This is a genomic window from Profundibacter sp., from assembly GCF_965277155.1.
Classification (GTDB): Bacteria; Pseudomonadota; Alphaproteobacteria; order Rhodobacterales; family Rhodobacteraceae; genus Profundibacter.
Window position 1 is genome coordinate 505,990 of record NZ_CBDIBV010000013.1, and the last position, 17,129, is coordinate 523,118.

Annotated in this window: 21 protein-coding genes and 1 pseudogene; 5 read left to right on the forward strand and 17 right to left on the reverse strand. The window is 57.9% G+C overall.

What is annotated here, in order from left to right; all coding sequences use genetic code 11:
• Positions 1-16 precede the first annotated feature (16 nt).
• The 8 genes from ACQY4M_RS17725 to ruvC form a co-directional block, all read right to left on the reverse strand.
• Positions 17-1,090, reverse strand: coding sequence for an energy transducer TonB (locus ACQY4M_RS17725; protein WP_428546897.1), 1,074 nt, complete (start codon positions 1,088-1,090; stop codon positions 17-19).
• Between the two features lie 3 nt (positions 1,091-1,093).
• Positions 1,094-1,567: a protein TolR gene (tolR, locus tag ACQY4M_RS17730; RefSeq protein ID WP_428546900.1), complete on the reverse strand. Its 474-nt coding sequence runs from the start codon at positions 1,565-1,567 to the stop codon at positions 1,094-1,096.
• A 1-nt stretch (position 1,568) separates the two neighbouring features.
• Positions 1,569-2,264 carry a protein TolQ gene (gene tolQ, locus ACQY4M_RS17735; RefSeq protein ID WP_428546903.1) on the reverse strand — a complete coding sequence of 232 codons (696 nt, stop codon included), beginning with the start codon at positions 2,262-2,264 and terminating at the stop codon, positions 1,569-1,571.
• A 125-nt stretch (positions 2,265-2,389) separates the two neighbouring features.
• Positions 2,390-2,776 carry a tol-pal system-associated acyl-CoA thioesterase gene (gene ybgC / locus ACQY4M_RS17740; protein WP_428546906.1) on the reverse strand — a complete coding sequence of 129 codons (387 nt, stop codon included), beginning with the start codon at positions 2,774-2,776 and terminating at the stop codon, positions 2,390-2,392.
• Positions 2,766-3,404 carry a hypothetical protein gene (locus ACQY4M_RS17745; protein ID WP_428548255.1) on the reverse strand — a complete coding sequence of 213 codons (639 nt, stop codon included), beginning with the start codon at positions 3,402-3,404 and terminating at the stop codon, positions 2,766-2,768. Before ACQY4M_RS17745 ends, ybgC begins: the two co-directional genes overlap by 11 nt.
• A gap of 54 nt (positions 3,405-3,458) precedes the next feature.
• The gene (gene ruvB / locus ACQY4M_RS17750) at positions 3,459-4,478 is read right to left on the reverse strand and encodes a Holliday junction branch migration DNA helicase RuvB (RefSeq protein WP_428546909.1); all 1,020 of its coding nucleotides are present in this window, start codon (positions 4,476-4,478) and stop codon (positions 3,459-3,461) included.
• Between the two features lie 4 nt (positions 4,479-4,482).
• Positions 4,483-5,145, reverse strand: a complete 663-nt coding sequence (gene ruvA, locus ACQY4M_RS17755) for a Holliday junction branch migration protein RuvA (RefSeq protein ID WP_428546912.1) — start codon at positions 5,143-5,145, stop codon at positions 4,483-4,485.
• Entirely contained in the window at positions 5,142-5,648 is a 507-nt protein-coding gene (ruvC, locus tag ACQY4M_RS17760; RefSeq protein ID WP_428546915.1) for a crossover junction endodeoxyribonuclease RuvC, read from the reverse strand. The genes ruvA and ruvC overlap by 4 nt, the downstream gene beginning before the upstream one ends.
• 64 nt (positions 5,649-5,712) lie before the next feature.
• Here ruvC and ACQY4M_RS17765 point away from each other — a divergent pair, with 64 nt between their 5' ends.
• Positions 5,713-6,225, forward strand: coding sequence for a DUF1127 domain-containing protein (locus tag ACQY4M_RS17765; RefSeq protein ID WP_428546918.1), 513 nt, complete (start codon positions 5,713-5,715; stop codon positions 6,223-6,225).
• Between the two features lie 74 nt (positions 6,226-6,299).
• On the opposite strand, the gene ACQY4M_RS17770 is transcribed toward ACQY4M_RS17765, so the two are convergent.
• The 4 genes from ACQY4M_RS17770 to ACQY4M_RS17785 form a co-directional block, all read right to left on the reverse strand.
• A complete protein-coding gene (locus ACQY4M_RS17770; RefSeq protein ID WP_428546921.1) occupies positions 6,300-6,779 on the reverse strand; it encodes a hypothetical protein in 480 nt (159 codons plus the stop codon).
• On the reverse strand, positions 6,743-7,618 hold the full coding sequence (locus tag ACQY4M_RS17775) for a 50S ribosomal protein L11 methyltransferase (protein WP_428546924.1): 876 nt from the start codon (positions 7,616-7,618) through the stop codon (positions 6,743-6,745). The genes ACQY4M_RS17770 and ACQY4M_RS17775 overlap by 37 nt, the downstream gene beginning before the upstream one ends.
• Positions 7,619-7,804: 186 nt before the next feature.
• Positions 7,805-8,449 (reverse strand): peptide-methionine (S)-S-oxide reductase MsrA, encoded by a 645-nt coding sequence (gene msrA, locus ACQY4M_RS17780; RefSeq protein WP_428546927.1) that lies wholly within the window; start codon positions 8,447-8,449, stop codon positions 7,805-7,807.
• A 51-nt stretch (positions 8,450-8,500) separates the two neighbouring features.
• Positions 8,501-9,277, reverse strand: a complete 777-nt coding sequence (locus ACQY4M_RS17785) for a hypothetical protein (protein ID WP_428546930.1) — start codon at positions 9,275-9,277, stop codon at positions 8,501-8,503.
• Positions 9,278-9,445: 168 nt separating this feature from the next.
• Here ACQY4M_RS17785 and ACQY4M_RS17790 point away from each other — a divergent pair, with 168 nt between their 5' ends.
• Entirely contained in the window at positions 9,446-10,489 is a 1,044-nt protein-coding gene (locus tag ACQY4M_RS17790) for an IS5 family transposase (protein WP_428539227.1), read from the forward strand.
• A 215-nt stretch (positions 10,490-10,704) separates the two neighbouring features.
• On the forward strand, positions 10,705-11,358 hold the full coding sequence (locus ACQY4M_RS17795; RefSeq protein WP_428548258.1) for a peroxiredoxin: 654 nt from the start codon (positions 10,705-10,707) through the stop codon (positions 11,356-11,358).
• A gap of 65 nt (positions 11,359-11,423) precedes the next feature.
• Here ACQY4M_RS17795 and ACQY4M_RS17800 read toward each other — a convergent pair whose 3' ends face one another.
• From ACQY4M_RS17800 to ACQY4M_RS17810, 3 genes are all read right to left on the reverse strand, one after another.
• Positions 11,424-11,786 carry a L,D-transpeptidase gene (locus ACQY4M_RS17800; protein WP_428546933.1) on the reverse strand — a complete coding sequence of 121 codons (363 nt, stop codon included), beginning with the start codon at positions 11,784-11,786 and terminating at the stop codon, positions 11,424-11,426.
• Positions 11,695-12,738, reverse strand: coding sequence for an IS5 family transposase (locus tag ACQY4M_RS17805; RefSeq protein WP_428539221.1), 1,044 nt, complete (start codon positions 12,736-12,738; stop codon positions 11,695-11,697). Before ACQY4M_RS17805 ends, ACQY4M_RS17800 begins: the two co-directional genes overlap by 92 nt.
• 63 nt (positions 12,739-12,801) lie before the next feature.
• On the reverse strand, positions 12,802-13,077 hold the full coding sequence (locus tag ACQY4M_RS17810; protein ID WP_428546936.1) for a helix-turn-helix transcriptional regulator: 276 nt from the start codon (positions 13,075-13,077) through the stop codon (positions 12,802-12,804).
• Positions 13,078-13,188: 111 nt separating this feature from the next.
• On the opposite strand from ACQY4M_RS17810, the gene ACQY4M_RS17815 reads away from it, so the two are divergent.
• Positions 13,189-14,415: an IS256 family transposase gene (locus ACQY4M_RS17815; protein WP_428539582.1), complete on the forward strand. Its 1,227-nt coding sequence runs from the start codon at positions 13,189-13,191 to the stop codon at positions 14,413-14,415.
• 328 nt (positions 14,416-14,743) lie between these two features.
• Here ACQY4M_RS17815 and ACQY4M_RS17820 read toward each other — a convergent pair whose 3' ends face one another.
• Complete coding sequence (locus ACQY4M_RS17820; protein ID WP_428539227.1) at positions 14,744-15,787, reverse strand: IS5 family transposase; 1,044 nt, start codon at positions 15,785-15,787, stop codon at positions 14,744-14,746.
• A 255-nt stretch (positions 15,788-16,042) separates the two neighbouring features.
• On the opposite strand from ACQY4M_RS17820, the pseudogene ACQY4M_RS17825 reads away from it, so the two are divergent.
• A pseudogene (locus tag ACQY4M_RS17825) lies at positions 16,043-16,708 on the forward strand (recombinase family protein); the annotation flags it as partial.
• Here the strand turns inward: ACQY4M_RS17825 and ACQY4M_RS17830 are convergent.
• Complete coding sequence (locus tag ACQY4M_RS17830) at positions 16,708-17,109, reverse strand: hypothetical protein (RefSeq protein WP_428540769.1); 402 nt, start codon at positions 17,107-17,109, stop codon at positions 16,708-16,710. The pseudogene ACQY4M_RS17825 and the gene ACQY4M_RS17830 overlap by 1 nt on opposite strands.
• Positions 17,110-17,129 lie beyond the last annotated feature (20 nt).

The following is a 17,129-nucleotide window of genomic DNA, read 5'->3' on the forward strand; positions in this document are numbered from 1 at the left end:
ATAACTCGGGATATGATCATTTGAGCCTCATATTCTCAGGGTTAAACGTGATGTTAACAATTTTCCACTGTTCGTATTTGTCAGTCGGCAAATTATAGCCGTTTGCACCGCAACGGATGATCGCGCGGCGGGCTGTTTCATAGGCCTGTTTGGCCACGGCTTCGCTGCCGCCCTCGTATCCGGTCATGCGGATCGAGCCGATATTCGGTTTGCCATCCTTGCCCAGTTCAAAGCGCACAACCACTTTGGCCTGAAGCGCGGCTGTGGACAGCGCGCCGACGTTCCAGCACTTGCGCACTTCAAGTAAAAACGCATCCTTCTGGCCACGTGACAGTGGCGGACCAGTCGGGGCGGACGAGGCCGCAGCAGCGGCTTCTTCGGCCTGCAACTCGCGTAGGGTTTCTTCGATTGACGGGCTGGCATCCGGTGTCTGGGGCGCAGGCGGATCGGTCCTTGCGGTTTCAACCGGCGGCGTTGGCCGTCTGGGCCGCGCCGAGGGGCGGACCGAACGGGCTGGCGCCGAGGTTTCCGGCACAATGCGGTCACTCGATGCCTCGGGGGCGGCGGGTGGTTCGGGGTCCGGCGGGGTCTGCGCATCGGGGGCCGGTGTATTGTCTGGATGGGCCTGATCCGCGATGGCCACATCCGCCGGCGGCGGCGCAACCGGATCGGGCGTCACCCGATCGGACGGACGCGGCACAGCCTGCGGGGCCAGCGGGGCATTCACCACAGGGGGTTCCTCGATGGGTGGCTGTGGCGTTTGCGGCGCGGTTTCATCGGGGGCCGCCACGGGCGGGGGCGGCGTGATTTCAGTCACTTCAGGGGCTGTATCTTCTGGCGGTGTGGGTTCTTCGGGGGGTTCCTCGGGCGGGGTTTCGGCCACAGGTTCTTCGGGCACTGCCGGTGTTGTATCGGGCGCATCCTGCACGGGTTTGGGTGTGCTGAGGGCCTCAAATTCATCCGCGGTGATGATCGACACATTCGCCACCGTCAAATTGTCATCAGGCACAGAGGAAAACAACCCGCCAAGCAAAGCCCAGCCGATCAGGACGCCATGTCCGATACCGGATATGTAATGGCCCGTGTCCATCGGTTAGCCGCCGTTGCCATCAAGCGTTGGGCCACCGGTTTCTGTCACCAGACCGATGTTGGAAAACCCGCCTGCATTCAGCGCGCCCATGACCTGCACGACCTGCTCGTATGCAATCGCGCCGTCGGCCCGCAGGAATACCTTGTTGCTGTCACGTTCCGCCGCGATCGAGCGCAGTTTCGGGATCAGCTGATCCATACCGATTTCGGTTTCCTGCAACATGATCAACCCGTCCGCCGTCAGGGTAATGGTCAGCGGTTCTTCCTGTTCCGCAGGCAGGGCCGTGGCCGCCGTTTTAGGCAGTTCTACCGGCACCCCGACCGTCACCAGCGGGGCCGCCACCATGAATATGATCAGCAACACCAGCATCACATCCACAAAGGGCGTGATGTTGATTTCGCTCATCGCCGCCGCGTGACCACTCCGGCGACGTCTGCGACGTCGCCCGCTTTGATTTTTCTGGATGACCGATGCCATATCAACTGTCCAACTGACGGCTTAGGATGGTGGCAAATTCGTCGGCAAAGGCCTCATAACCCGAAATGATCCGGTCACTGTCGGCCGACAGTTTATTATAGAACACCACAGCCGGAATAGCGGCCAGCAGGCCCATGCCGGTGGCCAACAGGGCCTCGGCGATGCCCGGCGCGACCACGGCCAGATTGGTACTTTGTTGCTGGGCGATCTCGATAAAGGCATTCATGATGCCCCAGACCGTGCCGAACAATCCGACGAACGGGGCGGTGGACCCGACCGTGGCAATAAAGGACATGCCCGAATTCAGCCGCTCGGCCTCTTTTGCGATGGCCACATCCATAGACCGGTCGATCCGCGCCTGCGCCCCGGCGATCAGCCCGCCATCCTCGCGGTGGCTGCGCCGCCATTCCATCATACCTGCCGCGAAAATCTTTTCGGCGGGGCCTTCGGGGTTTGCGCCGATCTGGTCAAACAATTCGTCCAGCGGCTCGCCCGACCAGAATTTGCGGTCGAACGCCTCGGCCTCGGCCCGGGTTTTGCGAAAGGTGATTATTTTGGTGATAATGATCGACCATGACCAGAACGAGGCCACGATCAGTAATAACATCACCAGTTTTACGGTAAGGGTTGCGCGCAAGAAAAGCGCCAGAAACGAGAAATCAATCGCCTGCGCTGCTGCAAGGGTTTCAGTATCCATATGCCTGCTCTTTTTGTTCGACCGCTCTGTCGGCGGCTCTGATTAAAGGCAGATATAGGGGATAAACACGGGGAATGCTATCAATTGCGCGTCATTAAGGGGCAAAACCGGCAGATTTTGAGCGATTAATGCAACAACTGGCGAATAATTGCCGGCATTCGGGTCACTTGCCCCTGATCCGTCACCACAACAGCGGTGACCACAGCGTGAAAAATCGCCTCGTCCCCGCGTTTGACCCATTGGTCCATCACCAGCCGCGCGCCCGTAACCTGCAATACATCGGTTTCCACAACCAATTCGTCATCCAGATAGGCCGAAGACAGGTAATCCGCTTCAACCCAGCGTACCACAAAAACCTGCCCCTGCTCTTTCATCAATTTCTGGTCAATGCCAAGGCCCCGCACCCAGTCGCTGCGCGCCCGTTCGATATACCGCAGATAGTTGGCGTAATAGACGATACCGGCCATATCGGTGTCCTCGTAATATACGCGTATGTCCAGCTTATGTGTCATCCATCGCCCCTATCCGTGCAAACATGCGCAGCGCATGGGATTTGTCATCCGCCGCGATTGGCATGACCGGATCATAGGCCGCCTTCACCAGTGCGGCAATCTCGGGTCGTAAAATAACCGCGCCACTGTCGGGCAGCACCGCCAAAGGCGAGCGGGAGGCAAAAGCCGCCTCGCTCCACAGCAATATCGCCTGCACCGCCTGCCCCAACGCCAAAGTATCGGCGGGCAGATCGGCCAGCGCCCCGCCCATACGGATGAAAACGAAACAGGCCTGAATACCGCCGTCATTGTCAAAGCGGAACGCGCGGTATTGCTGCCCGCCTGTGACCTTCAGCCGTTCAACCACCCGCGCAAGATCGGGGATCATCTGATCCAGTTTGGGCACCTCCAGCAATTCATCCCATTCGCGGAAAAAGAACATCATCAGGTTGGCGCCCAGTTCGGCGTCGGTTTCGGCCATTTTGTGTCCAGCCAAAGTCACCACCGCCTCGATCGCGCCCTTGATCACCGAAAGCGAATCCTCATTCACCCCAAATACCACAGGCACAATCGGGCGCCCCCAGCGGGCAAAGTGATAGGCCCCATCCGGGCCGGTAAAATGCTGTTCAATTTCGTCAGATGTCATCATTTCCAAATGGTCCAATTATCCTCGCCGAAGGCATAGAATCTCTTCTGGTGAACCTCAACCAAACAAATCGGGGTTGCTTTTGGGCGCTGCCATCCCCAGATGCCGCCACGCTTTTTCCGCCAGCATCCGCCCGCGCGGGGTGCGCTGGATCAACCCCTGTTGCAACAGATAAGGCTCGATCACCTCTTCCAGCGCATCACGGCTTTCACTTAACGCCGCCGACATGGTTTCAATCCCCACCGGCCCGCCTGCATAGTTTTCGGCAATCAAACGCAGATACCGCCGGTCGGCCCCGTCCAGCCCCAGATGGTCCACCCCCAGACGCGTGAGCGCATTATCGGCCAAAGCCTGCGAAACCCTGCCACCCGCCTCGACCGTGGCAAAATCCACCACGCGGCGCAGCAACCGGCCAGCAATCCGTGGCGTTCCGCGGGCACGCCGCGCAATCTCGCGCGCGCCGGAGTCCTCGCATTGCACACCCAACAGGCGCGCGCCTCGCACGACGATCTCGTGCAATTCATCCTCGGAATAAAATTGCAACCGCACCGGTATCCCGAAGCGGTCGCGCAGCGGCGTAGTCAGCAACCCCAGCCGCGTTGTCGCCCCGACCAGCGTAAAGGGCTGGAGTTCAATCCGGACCGTGCGCGCCGCAGGACCCTCGCCAATCACCAGATCCAGTTCGAAATCCTCAAGCGCCGGGTACAGCACCTCTTCGACCACCGGATTAAGCCGGTGGATTTCGTCGATGAACAGCACATCACCCCGTTCCAGATTGGTCAGGATCGCCGCCAGATCACCCGCCTTGGCCAATACAGGGCCGGATGTCATGCGGAAATTCACCCCCAGTTCCCGCGCCATGATTTGCGCCAGTGTGGTTTTGCCCAATCCGGGCGGGCCGTGGAACAACACATGGTCCATCGCCTCTTTGCGCATCTTGGCACTTTCAATGAACACCCGCAGGTTGGCCCGCGCCTCGGCCTGACCGATGAATTCGTCCAGCACCTGCGGGCGCAACGCGCGATCCGCATCCTCGGGGCGAGGTTCGGGGCGCAATGTGGGGTCGGGTTCGGTCATCTATTCACCCCTTTGGTGCCAGCAGTTTCAACGCCGCGCGGATCAGGTCGGGCGTGTCGGCATCGGGGGTTTCCCCCGCCGCCTGCGCCACCGCCATTGAGGCATCCGCCGGTGCATAACCAAGGTTGCCCAAGGCCGACAAGGCTTCGCTTTGGGCCGCTGCCGATGTTGGCGGCGCGGCCTCGCCCACGGGCGTTTCGATCACTTCTACCTCGGCCACAACATCGCCCTGCGCAGCCGCCATTGTGCCGCCCATCGCCATTACGGCGGGGGCTTTGTCTTTCAGCTCCAGCACCACACGTTGTGCGGTTTTCGGGCCGACCCCTTTGGCCGCTTTCACCGCGTTTATGTCGCCCAAGGCAATCGCGCGGCTGACGCCATCAGCGCCCAATGTGCCCAGAATGGCCATCGAGGCCTTGGCCCCGATCCCCTGAACGCCCATCAGCAAACGGTGCCATTCCTTTTCCAGCAAGGTGGTGAACCCGAACAGTTGCAGATTGTCCTCGCGCACCAGCAAGTCGGTGAACAGCGCCAGCGCCTCGCCATTGGCAGGCAATGTCGCCATTGTGCGATCCGAGACATAAACGATATAGCCAACCCCGCGCACATCTATCAGCACGTGGTCGCCTGCCCGATATTCCAGCCGCCCCGAAATTTTGCCAATCATGCGCTTGCCCTCTTCAGTGCTGCCTCGTAATGCCCTGCCGATTGCACATGATGCGCATGGCAAATCGCGATCGCCAAAGCGTCCGCCGCATCCGGTCCGGCCAGTTCCACACCGGGCAGTTGCAAGCGCACCATATGCGCCACCTGCCCCTTGTCGGCATGACCCACACCAACCACGGTTTTCTTAACCTTGTTCGGCGCATATTCCCCGACACTCAAACCCGCCTGTGCCGGAACCAGCATGGCAATGCCGCGCGCCTGCCCCAGCTTCAGGGTGTCCGCGCCATCCTTGTTAACGAAAGTCTGCTCGACCGCCGCGGTATCGGGGGAAAACCGCGCCATGATTTCGCTAAGCTGCGTGTGCAGCGACAACAGGCGCGCCGCCAGATCATCACCGGCGGAATGACAAACGCCATTGCCCACATGCCCCAGACGGGAACCGGCAACATCAATCACCCCCCAGCCAAGGTTTCGCAACCCCGGATCAATTCCGATAACGCGCATACTGCTCCTCGCTGCCGCCGGCTTTTGTTGCCTTTGCGCAACGTCTAGCACGAAAGGGGAACATTTGCCAAATGGAAAGCAGTGTGAACAAAGAATAAATATTCTGCCCGATTTATCGAATTCACGGCAAAATTCAACATTCCGCAGGCCAAATACGACTTCTTTGCGTCTTGATTTTGCCTTAATTTACAACCCATTAACCGCCTTTTTAGCCATGCACAATACGCATATTGGGTATGCGGTTTCACCGGCTTGTTTGGTCAAGGGGCAAGGACTAGATGCCGGTTTAGGAATTAACAACAGCACATCGCTGCATCCAACACCCGATAAAAGGAAGACGAACATGACTGTCTATAACAACACCCGTCTGCTGGTCGACGGTGCACGCGGTTCAGACCTCGGCATTTCCCGCGGCGTTTACCGCATGACCACATTCATCGCTGATCTTGGCACATCACTTGCCAGCTGGAACAGCGCCCGCAAAACCCGCGCTGAATTGTCCAAGCTTTCAGACCATGCACTGGAAGACATCGGCCTGACCCGTGGCGACATCCCCTATCTGACTATTCACAGATAGGTTTCATTGATAGCAAAACCAAAACAGCCGCGCTGATCATAGCGCGGCTGTTTTCGTAAAATTGGTCGTTTATCTTAGTGGATCAGTGAATTAATCTGGCCAGCGATCCATTTAGTCAAAGGATCGGCAGACATGGCATAGGCGCCCGCCTGCTCGACAACTGTGCCGGATTGCAGCTTTTCAACACGATCGTTGAATGTTGCTTCACCCAGTTGAACCAGCAAGAACCCTTTGAAGATAAAGAAGGCGACAAAGCATAGCGCGACACCCTTCCATGGAAAGCGCGGACCGCTACGCCGAACCTTGGCGACAATCAAGCCGTCGTGATTCACCGATGCAATATATCCGTTTGCAAGTTTATTGTGACGCTTGTTAATGCGTTTTACTCGCTTGCCGAAATCTCTCATTTGTGGGTCAGCCATAATAGCCTCACTATGTAACCAAGAATTTTTATAAGAACGCCCAATTATGGCGTAATTTGGACGATTATGGCGTTTTACGCTGTAATATACAATGGTTAAGCGGGTTTCCGCCGCAATAATAGCGTTGTCCACTCTCCATTTTCGCGTTTATCGACAAGGTTAAACCCGTTATGCGTGTATATTTCAACAACTTCTTGTGCTTGCTCGTTTAATATACCCGAAAGAATCGCATATCCGCCGTTTTTGACCGAATCGTCCATATCCGGCGCCAAACCGATCAACGGGCCTTTCAGGATATTGGCAAAGACCAGATCAAAGGGGGCGGCCGCCTTCAATTCGGGAGCATCAAATCCGGCCGCTTCCACGCAAACCACCCGCCCGTCCAGATCATTGCCTGCCACATTGGCGCGGGCCACATCCACCGCCTGCGCATCAATATCGCTGGCCAAAACCGGATTGGGCCAGATTTTCGCCGCCGCCATCGCCAGCACCGCTGTGCCGCAACCGATGTCGGCCACATTTTCCCCGACAAATCCGTCATTGGCCAACTGGTCCAGCACCTGCAAACAGCCCAGCGTGGTGCCGTGGTGGCCGGTGCCAAAGGCCATCGCCGCCTCGATCAGCAAGGCAATCGAGCCTTCGGGAACCTTGTCGGCATCATGACTGCCGTAAACAAAGAACCGCCCCGCCTGCACCGGTGATAATTCACGCCGGACATGCGCCACCCAGTCAACCTCGGGCAATTCCGACACAACAAAAGGTTTCGCACCAAAGGCGACGGCCAACAGCGCCAGCCCCGCCTCGTCCGGTTTCTCGACGAAATAGCCGCCGACCTCCCATATGCCCGAGCCGTCCTCGACCTCGAACACTCCGACGCCCGTGGGTTCCGGCTGCAACCGCTCCAGCGCCTCGCCCAGCGCATCGGCCGGTTGTTGCCCGTTCAAGGTGGTCAGGGCTGTGAATGTGGGCATCATGCTCTCCGATAATAAATTTTGGTGTTTTCACCGGGTTGGTTTTGACCGGATATATACGTGTATTCAAGGCCGGAAGGAATTAAAAGGCGCGCCACTCTGTAGGGTGTGGTTTTACCCCACCGCCTGAGACCCAAATATTGCGCATTGCCTGATAGTTCCACCAAAGGCGGGCTGAACCCCGCCCTACGCCCCAATCGGGCAACTCACCCCTGTGCCGCCAATGCCGCAATACCCGGTGGGGTTCTTGGCCAGATATTGCTGGTGATAATCCTCGGCATAATAGAATTCCGGCGCCAGCAGGATTTCGGTTGAAACCGCCCCGAACCCTGCCTGCTCCAATTTAGGTGCAAACATGATCCGGCTGGCTTCGGCCTGCGCCAATTGTTCGCCGGAATAGGCATATATGCCTGAACGATACTGCGTGCCACGATCATTGCCCTGCCGCATGCCCTGGGTCGGGTCATGTCCCTCCCAAAAGGTTTTCAGCAGGGTTTCATATGACACCACCGCCGGATCAAAGATCACCAGCACCACTTCATTATGGCCGGTTTTACCGGTGCAAACCTCGTCATAGGTCGGGTTTGGCGTATAGCCCCCGGCATAGCCCACCATCGTCAGCCAGACGCCTTTTATCTGCCAGAATATCCGCTCGACACCCCAGAAACATCCCATGCCGAACATCGCCTGCTCCATGCCTTCGGGCACACCGGATTTCAACGGACGAGCCGTCAGGAAATGGGTTTCGGCGGTCAGGATCGGGTCAGGCCGGCCCGGCAGGGCATCTGCGGGGGCAATCATCGCGGATTTCTTTTGTAGCATGGAAAACATCAAGGCTCCTTTGTTCGGTGCCACGAATATAGGGTGGAAATTCCACTGGCGCTACCGGGCCGGTGCCACAACTTTGCGTGAAAATACGGTTTCGTGCCCCTTTTCGGGATGACGCGGGATCATCAGGGCAAGTGCCAGAGATGTTGCTGCCATCCCCGCCGCAAATGCAAAAACCCCGCCCGGGGACGTGACCCACAAATACCCCAGCAAGGCAGGCAAAAACACCGCCGAGATGTGGTTAATGGTAAAGGCTACGGCGGCCGTGGGGGCAATATCCTGCGGATCGGCAATTTTTTGGAAATAGGTTTTCAGCGCAAAGGCCAGCGCAAAAAACATGTGGTCGATCACATATAGCGTCGCAGCCGAGCCCGCAGCCCCGATCCACCCCAGAACATGTGGCGCGCGGGCCTTGTCGATCCATTGTAATTGCAGCGACTGGTTGACCGTTTCGTAATAGTGAAAACCGATCGAGCTGAGCATGGTAATTGTCAAAATACCACCGAGCGATGGAAACTGCGCCGTCAATGCCGTCGCAACCCCGAGCAATAACAAGGAGACAGCCGCCAGAACCTGTTCGCGAATAAAAACGATCAACGCAATCACCCCGACCGCCAGAAACCCCGGGATTTCGCGTACTGAATGCAACCAGCCAATTTCGACACCGGTAAATTCTGCCTTATCAATCACGAAATTATTCAGCAACGCGCTCCAAGTGGCAAAGGCCACGGGCATCGCTGCCGACATCAAAAACAGCAAAAATATCGGCCGTCGCCAAAAGGGCAGCGATTGCGCCTGTTCCAATGTGACTAATTTAACGTGCGTTTCCATGCCCCACCCTTAGGCGCATTGGCCGCAAGACTCCAGTGTTGCAATCGTGATCTATATCAAGGATCATAATCACAAATTAAAGGGAACCTCTAAAAATCCCCCAAAATCCGGCCTGACGGGGTAGAATCGTCATCAGGATGAAAATGATTCGACCGACGGGGTTTTGTCATGGGTCAGATGGGATTTTTTGATCTTTCCAGCCGATACGCGGGACTGGACAAATCTGGTGATCCGCTGGTGTTGCTCAACGACATGGTGCCGTTCGAGGATTACCGGGACGAGCTGAAGGCCATATGGCGCACGCCGCCCGAACAGCGCAAATCCAACGCTGGCCGCCCGCCTTGGGATGAGGTGCTGATATTCAAGACGATGGTTTTGCAGCAGCTCTACAACCTCTCTGACGATCAGATCGAGTATCAGATCCGCGACCGCCTGTCGTTCATGCGGTTTCTCGGCCTTGGCATTGAAGACAGCGTACCTGACGCCAAGACCATCTGGGCCTACCGTGAAAGGCTGGCCGGGGCCGGGAAGATGAAGGAGCTGTTTGACAAGTTCGATGCCTTTCTGCGCGAAAAGGGCTATCTGGCGATGGGCGGGCAGATTGTTGATGCGAGCATCGTTCCGGCGCCGCGCCAGCACAACAAAAGGGACGAGAACGAGAAAATCAAGGCGGGCGAAACGCCTGAAGAGTGGGAGGAAAAACCCCACAAGAAGCGCCAGAAGGACGTGGATGCGCGCTGGACGAAGAAGCACGGCAAGAGCTATTACGGCTACAAGAACCACATCAATGTCGACCGGCGGCACAAATTCATCCGCGCTTATGATGTCACCGATGCCGCCGTGCATGACAGCCAGGCGCTTGCCGGTCTGATTGATGCGAGCAACACCTCATCGGACCTGTGGGCCGACAGCGCCTATCGCTCGCAAAAGATCGAAAGCGAGCTGGAAGAGCGGGGGCTTCACAGCCATATCCATCACAAGGGCAGGCGCGGCAAGCCGCTTGGCGAGCGCCAGCAAAAGGCCAACCGGAGGCGCTCGAAAGTGCGGGTCCGGGTCGAGCATGTATTCGCTTTTCAGGAGCGCTCCATGGGCGGCAAGCTGATCCGCTCCATCGGCCTGAAGCGGGCGCGATTTCGCATCGGGATGATGAACCTGGTCTACAACATGAAGCGCTTCGTCCAGTTCGAATGCGGCCTGGCGGCGCCGGGATAAGGGTTCATGGGGTGAGGTGTGCCTGAAATACCCAAAACCGGCTTGAAACCGGTGAAAATGGGTTTATGATCCGAAGCAATCAGGCGGGACAGGCGAAAAACCGTCCACCCCGCCGCGAAGAAGGCGAAAACGGGAATTTACAGAGGTTCCCTTATATTAATTCTAAGTTGCAGCTATGCAGCGAGGAAATCAACATGACCAAGAGGAACAGGACCATGGCATTACGCATTAACGACATCGCCCCCGATTTCACTGCAGAATCATCAGAAGGCACAATTAATTTCCACAACTGGATTGGTGACAATTACGCCATTCTGTTTTCCCACCCCAAGGATTTCACCCCGGTTTGCACCACCGAGTTTGGCGCAGTGGCACAATTGGCTGGCGAGTTTGCCAAACGCGGGGCCAAGCCGATCGGTGTTTCTGTGGACAGTGTCGAAGAACACATGAAATGGAAAAGCGATATCGAAGGATTTTCTGGTACCGCTGTGACATTCCCGATTCTGGATGACACCAGCCTGAGCATTGCCAAGCTGTATGACATGCTGCCCGCAGAGGCCTATTTGCCAGACGGCCGCACCCCTGCAGATTCAGCCACTGTGCGCACAGTATTCATCATCGGACCGGACAAGAAAATCCGTCTGATGATTATCTACCCGATGTCGGTTGGCCGGAATTTTGATGAAATCCTGCGGGCGCTGGATGCGATTATCTTGACCGATAAGGAAGAGGTGGCAACACCTGCGGACTGGCGCAAGGGCGAGGACGTGATTGTTTCCATGGCATTGGATGATGATGCGGCCAAGGCCAAGTTTGGCGAGATTGATGTAAAGCTGCCTTATCTGCGCACCACAAAAATGCCGTCATAATCCCAAACCGATACAAGGAATGAAAAAGGCCCCGATGTAATTGTCGGGGCCTTTGTTATGTGTGCTCAGGAATGCGATGGCCCTGCGTTGGCCTTTTTATAAAGCACCACGCGCGCGCCTTTCGAGACGCGATCATAAAGGTCAATGACATGCGGATTGATCAGACGCGCACAGCCGTTTGAAACCGCCGTGCCAATGGTGCGCGGGGCATTGGTGCCGTGGATGCGCAAATAAAGACCTCTGCATGAGGCCATGGCTTTCGGTTGAAGCAAGATATCGGCCGCCCACCTTGCGCCCCTGCGGGTCCGGCGGACAGACGGGTGGCGGGGTTTGGGGCTATGCGATTGCGGGGGTTTGCGGGTTGAGGGTGATCCTGTTTGCGGCCTTGAGCAGGTTTTGCGCGATGGCGGCCATGACCATCTGGGCATGCACCCTGGCGCGCCCGAAATATCTCGCCCGCTGCAGGCCGAAGAGGCGTTTCATCGTGCCGAAAGTCTGCTCGATGCGGAAGCGGCGTTTCGAAATCAGCCGGTTGAAGCGTTTCTCCGATTGCCGCAGGGGGCGGCCGCGCGCTGCCTTGCGCAGGATGCCGTCGCGGTATTTGCCGCGCAGCATCTGGCGGTTGGCCTTGCTCGCATAGGCCTTGTCGGCCAGCACCCGCTGCGCCTTTGCGCCCGCGATCATGGTGGCGAATTCGGGGCTTTCGGCGGCATTGGCGGGCGTGGTGTGCACCTTGTCGATAAAGCCCTCTTCGTCGCAGCGGGCAAAGCCCTTGTAGCCGAGCGTGCTCTTGCGGCCCTTCTTGACCCAGCGGGCATCAGGGTCGGCGCTGAAATGCAGCTGTGCCCCGTCGGGTGAGACCTCGGGCGGATCATCCGGCGTCCCTTCCCTTGCCCCGTCCTCTGCCCGGTCCTGCGGGGCGTCGATATGGGTGCGCGGGCGCGCCGCCGCCGCGATCAGGGTCGCATCAATGATCGCCGCCTCAGCCTCTTTCAGCTTCAGCCCATGCGCCTCGATCTGGCGGCAGACCTCGGCCAGCAGCTCATCGTAAACGCCACCCCGGACCAGCGCATTGCGGAACCGGCAGTGGGTCGTCTCATCCGGCACCGACGCGTGCAGATCGAGCCCGCAGAACAGCATGAAATCCAGCCGCACCTTCAAGGCCCGCTCCAGCTTCGGGTCGCTCAGCCCGTGCCACTGGCCAACCAGAAGACACTTGAACAGAACAAGCGGATCATAGCCCTGAGGCCCGATCCCCGAGCGCCCCAGACCGCGCCGCAGGATCGGCAAAAACGAGTTCCAATCCATCAGCGCGTCGATCTTCGACAGAACGTCATCCGCGCCGATCCGTGCCGCCGCTTCGTGCAGGAAAAGGTCCATCTATTCACCCCAGAGATTTCCCGGCTAGCTTACCAAAACGGCCAACCCGGGGGAATCCCGATGTTATGCAGAGGTCTTGTCCTGCTGCTCATCCGACATGCTGCGGAATAGTTCCAGAAGCACGCGCTCGCGCTCGGATTTGACCTGTGGCGGGGCATCGAGCAGGTCGAAGGGGTGGCAGCCGAGCGCTTCAGCCAAACGGTCTACCCAGTCCACCGTCAGTCCCCGGCGGCCTTTCTCGAGATGGCTGATCTGCTGATTGCTCGCCCCCACCCTATCGGCGAGGGCCTGAAGGGTCAGACCGCGCGCTTTTCGCAGCTCGGCAATACGGTTTTTCATGCCCGACTTCTTGGTAGTGTCGCGAGTTTGGTGGAAATTCGAGGACGGCGTAATCTCCGGGTGCATCGAAGCCACCCAACCGGCGGCTGGAACCGCCAAGGAGATCACGCCATGACAAAGAATACAGCAACATCGACATCCGCGCTACTGGCCAATGAAGCAGGCTATGACCCGATTGAAGACCGGCTGCGCCAGAACATCCGCGCGACGATCGAGGCGGTTTTCGAAGAGGAGCTGGAGCAGTTTCTGGGCCGTTGCCGGTATGGCCGCAGCGGCGGGGCAAAGGCCGGATACCGCCACGGGCATCGCGAGCGGCAACTGGTCGGAACATTTGGAACCGAAACGGTGCGCGTGCCGCGTGCGCGGATCACAGGCGAGGCCGGCAAGGCCAGAGAATGGCGCTCGAAGGCATTGCCCCGCTACCAGCGGCTGACGAAGAAGGCCGAGGCGCTGATCGCTGCTGTCTACCTTTCGGGCACCAACACACGGCGGGTAAAACGCGCCCTGTTCGGCCTGTTTCAGGGGGCGGTCAGCAAGGATGTGGTGAGCCGCGCCTGGCGCAAGGTGAAGGTGGACTGGCAGGCGTGGTGCGCCCGCAGCCTTGCGGATGAAGACATCGTGCGGCTGATCCTGGACGGCACCGTGATCAAAACGCGGATTGACAGGAAGGCCACCAATATCTCGGTTCTGGCCGCGATTGGCGTGCGCCGGGATGGGCAGAAGGTCTTGTTATCACTGATGAACATGGGCGGCGAAAGCACCTCCGCCTGGCGTCAGTTCATCAACGATCTGGATGCGCGCGGGTTGAAACGGCCCGAATTTGTCATCGTGGACGGGGCACCGGGACTTGAGGTCGCTCTCATTGCCCTCTGGGGTGAAGATCTGCCGATCCAGAGGTGCACGGTGCACAAGCACCGCAACCTTCTGGCCAAGGCACCCAAGCGTATGCATGATGAGTTGACAGAAGATTACCGCGACATGATCTACGCCAAAACACCCGAGGAAATCGCCACCCGCCGCAAGGCATTTCTGCGAAAATGGCGGCTGAAATGCAAGGCCGTCGCTGACAGCTTGGAAGAAGCAGGAGATAAGCTTTTCACCTTCACGCGTCTGCCACAAGGCCAGTGGAAATCGGCCAGAACGACAAATGCGATCGAACGCCTGAACGAGGAATTCCGCCGCCGCATCAAGACCCAGACCGTGCTGCCATGCGCCGAGACCGTGCCGATGCTGCTTTGGGCTCTGATGGCCTCGGGGCAGATCGTCATGCGAAAGGTCGATGGCTGGGAAACGCTCGCTCAGCCCGTCGCCGACGCAACCCTTGACCAAGCCGCCTGACCGGCGCATAACTCAACCCGCTCGGAGGTGCCTGAAATCAATTTCCACCACTTTCGAGACACAACCCCGACTTCCTACATTATTCACTTTTTCGACCAGATTACCCCCACTATTGCCCAGGAGCAACCTGTGGGTAAGTAATTGAAAAATAAAGGTGCAATCCCACTATACTCACATGGGAACCTCTGTAAATTCCCGTTTTCGCCTTCTTCGCGGCGGGGTGGACGGTTTTTCGCCTGTCCCGCCTGATTGCTTCGGATCATAAACCCATTTTCACCGGTTTCAAGCCGGTTTTGGGTATTTCAGGCACACCTCACCCCATGAACCCTTATCCCGGCGCCGCCAGGCCGCATTCGAACTGGACGAAGCGCTTCATGTTGTAGACCAGGTTCATCATCCCGATGCGAAATCGCGCCCGCTTCAGGCCGATGGAGCGGATCAGCTTGCCGCCCATGGAGCGCTCCTGAAAAGCGAATACATGCTCGACCCGGACCCGCACTTTCGAGCGCCTCCGGTTGGCCTTTTGCTGGCGCTCGCCAAGCGGCTTGCCGCGCCTGCCCTTGTGATGGATATGGCTGTGAAGCCCCCGCTCTTCCAGCTCGCTTTCGATCTTTTGCGAGCGATAGGCGCTGTCGGCCCACAGGTCCGATGAGGTGTTGCTCGCATCAATCAGACCGGCAAGCGCCTGGCTGTCATGCACGGCGGCATCGGTGACATCATAAGCGCGGATGAATTTGTGCCGCCGGTCGACATTGATGTGGTTCTTGTAGCCGTAATAGCTCTTGCCGTGCTTCTTCGTCCAGCGCGCATCCACGTCCTTCTGGCGCTTCTTGTGGGGTTTTTCCTCCCACTCTTCAGGCGTTTCGCCCGCCTTGATTTTCTCGTTCTCGTCCCTTTTGTTGTGCTGGCGCGGCGCCGGAACGATGCTCGCATCAACAATCTGCCCGCCCATCGCCAGATAGCCCTTTTCGCGCAGAAAGGCATCGAACTTGTCAAACAGCTCCTTCATCTTCCCGGCCCCGGCCAGCCTTTCACGGTAGGCCCAGATGGTCTTGGCGTCAGGTACGCTGTCTTCAATGCCAAGGCCGAGAAACCGCATGAACGACAGGCGGTCGCGGATCTGATACTCGATCTGATCGTCAGAGAGGTTGTAGAGCTGCTGCAAAACCATCGTCTTGAATATCAGCACCTCATCCCAAGGCGGGCGGCCAGCGTTGGATTTGCGCTGTTCGGGCGGCGTGCGCCATATGGCCTTCAGCTCGTCCCGGTAATCCTCGAACGGCACCATGTCGTTGAGCAACACCAGCGGATCACCAGATTTGTCCAGTCCCGCGTATCGGCTGGAAAGATCAAAAAATCCCATCTGACCCATGACAAAACCCCGTCGGTCGAATCATTTTCATCCTGATGACGATTCTACCCCGTCAGGCCGGATTTTGGGGGATTTTTAGAGGTTCCCACATTATTTAATAATTTTCCTACATAATGGATGGACTCTTGCCCTCCCGTTTCCTACGATCCGGACGAATCAAGCCGCGCCTTCCGGTACTCTGGCCTGACGACACCAGGGTTTTGGAAAGGATCAATTTTGACAGCGGCAAAGGAATTATGTGGATCGGAAGAAGACATGCGTCCCGTGATCCGGGCGGCCGAATATGTGCGCATGTCGACCGAGCATCAAAAATATTCCACCGAGAACCAGGGCGAAGCGATTCGTGCCTATGCCAGCACCCACGGTATGAAGATCGTGCGCACCTATGCTGACGCGGGCAAGAGCGGGCTTAGCATCAAGGGGCGCGACGCGCTCCAGCGCATCATCGAGGATGTCGAAACCGGCGCGGCGGATTTCGAGGTCATTCTGGTTTATGACATCAGCCGCTGGGGCCGGTTTCAGGATGCGGATGAATCCGCCTATTACGAATACATCTGCCGACGCGCCGACATTCAGGTCCAGTATTGCGCCGAGCAGTTCGAGAATGACGGCAGCCCCGTCGCCACCATCGTCAAAGGCGTGAAACGGGCGATGGCGGGCGAATACAGCCGAGAACTGTCGGTCAAGGTCTTTGCTGGGCAGTGCCGCCTGATCGAGCTGGGCTACCGCCAGGGCGGCCCGGCCGGATTTGGGCTGCGCCGCGTCCTGATCGGCGAGAATGGCGAGAGGAAAGCCGAGCTGGCGCGAGGTGAACACAAGAGCCTGCAGACCGACCGCGTCGTCCTCGCCCCCGGCTCGGCCGAGGAAGTCGAGATCGTGCGCGATATCTATCGCCAGTGCATCGAGGACGGAAAGCCAGATTAAGCCTCTGTAAAATCAGGAAGCCCGAAGTTTGCATTGACATCATGTAGATATGAATAAGGGTTTCCCCCGCGCGATTTTCGACCAGCCAGATACCCTCTAACCCCAATATCTGCTGCAGCAAGTGCGGCCCCTGCCCCGAGCAGGGCAGGTTGGCCCAGATCGGTAAAATATGCCAGTGCGCCAGCAGATGGCACAGAAACTGTAATAGCTCTGTACGCCCCTTCCCACGCGGTTGCTATGCTATTGCCGTCAAGCTCTCGTTTTAGGGCTCGCAAACTTGGTTCGATTTTTTGCTCGTAAATCTGTTGGGCCCTATTGAAAGTCTCCCACCCGTTGATCACTTCATCCTGGCTCGCCAATTGACTGGAAAGTTCTGAAATCTGCGCGGCAAATTCCAAGTATTGATCTTTCCTTTGGG